Source organism: Treponema sp. (genome assembly GCF_045657965.1).
Taxonomy (GTDB): Bacteria; Spirochaetota; Spirochaetia; order Treponematales; family Treponemataceae; genus Treponema_D.
Map to the genome: position 1 here is coordinate 1 of NZ_JAZOUG010000073.1, position 1,544 is coordinate 1,544.

The window sequence follows — 1,544 nt, forward strand, 5'->3', positions numbered from 1 at the left end:
AGAATCTGGTCACCGTTTTTTGAGTCTAAGTTTGCAGTAGGTTCATCGGCCAGGATTATAGGAGCTTTTGTGACAAGGGCTCGTGCAACAGCAACCCGCTGTCTCTGTCCGCCGCTTAATTCGGATGGTTTGTGATTTTTCCAGTCAGATAGACCTACTGTTTCAAGCAGAAATGCAACCCAGTCTTTTTTTTCTGATGCAGAAAGAGTGTCATTTGCAGGAGATTTTCCGAGAGAGAGAGGAAATTCGACATTTTCCCAGACATTAAGGACAGGAATAAGATTAAAGGTCTGGAAAATAAAGCCTAAATGAGCACGGCGGAGTTCTGTAAGTTTTGAATCGATTTTAAAAGGGACTTTTTTTGATTTTTCTAAATCGACGCCTTTGTAGACATCAGTACCTTCAAGAATAATTGAACCTGAGTTTGGTAAATCAATAAGACCAATCATATTTAAAAGGGTAGATTTACCTGAACCGGAAGGACCTGAAAGAGCTGCAAATTCGCCCTGTTCAATTTTAAAGGAAGCGTTATCAACAGCCTTTACCTGTACTTTGTCCATCTGATAGATTTTGCTAACATTCTTAAGTTCAATTACTGCCATACCTGCAAATTATATATCTTTTTGCTCTAATACTCAATCTAAAATTTCAGTGACAAAAAATCTCTTTTTATATTATAATTAATTTTATGAAAGGAATTATTCTGGCTGGCGGTTCCGGTACACGCCTTTATCCGATTACAAAAGCAGTTTCAAAGCAGATTCTGCCTCTTTATGACAAACCTATGGTCTACTATCCGCTTTCATGTCTTATGCTGGCAGGAATCCGTGAAGTTTTGATTATCTCAACTCCGCGCGACATCACACTTTTTAAAGAGCTTTTTAGTGACGGAAGCTGGCTTGGAATGCATTTTGAATATGCTGTTCAGGAAAGCCCTAGGGGCCTTGCCGATGCCTTTATCGTCGGTAAAGATTTTATCGGAAATGACAGTGCTGCACTTGTTCTTGGAGATAATATTTTTTATGGACAGAGTTTTACAAAAACGCTCAAAAATGCACGCGAAAAAATCGAATCAAAGTCAGCAGAAGCTGTAATTTTCGGATACATGGTAAAAGATCCTAAAGCTTACAGTGTTGTAGAATTCGATAAAAACGGCAAAGTCCTTGGAATTGAAGAAAAGCCGAAAGAGCCAAAATCAAATTACGCAGTTCCCGGTCTTTATTTTTACAACAACGAAGTCGTAAAAATTGCTCAGGAAGTAAAACCAAGTGCCCGGGGCGAAATCGAAATTACAGCCGTCAATAACGCTTATCTTGAAAAGGGCAGCCTTTCCGTTGAACTTTTAGGCCGCGGTATGGCATGGCTAGATACAGGCACTTACGACGGTCTTTTAGAGGCAAGCAACTTTATCGCAACAATCCAGAAACGACAGGGAATGTATGTAAGCTGTATTGAAGAAATTGCATTTGCAAACGGCTGGCTTAAAAAAGAAGACCTGCTCAATCTTGCTTCAGGCTACAAAACCGACTACGGTGCTTATTTGA

At 39.7% G+C, this 1,544-nt stretch carries 2 protein-coding genes; one reads left to right on the forward strand and one right to left on the reverse strand.

Annotated elements, in window-relative coordinates; all coding sequences use genetic code 11:
- Window positions 1–602 (reverse strand): ABC transporter ATP-binding protein (locus ACKI5B_RS02630; RefSeq protein WP_407425549.1); only part of this gene is annotated, 602 nt, incomplete at its 3' end.
- An 86-nt stretch (window positions 603–688) separates the two neighbouring features.
- Here ACKI5B_RS02630 and rfbA point away from each other — a divergent pair.
- Window positions 689–1,544 (forward strand): glucose-1-phosphate thymidylyltransferase RfbA (gene rfbA / locus ACKI5B_RS02635; protein ID WP_407425551.1); only part of this gene is annotated, 856 nt, incomplete at its 3' end.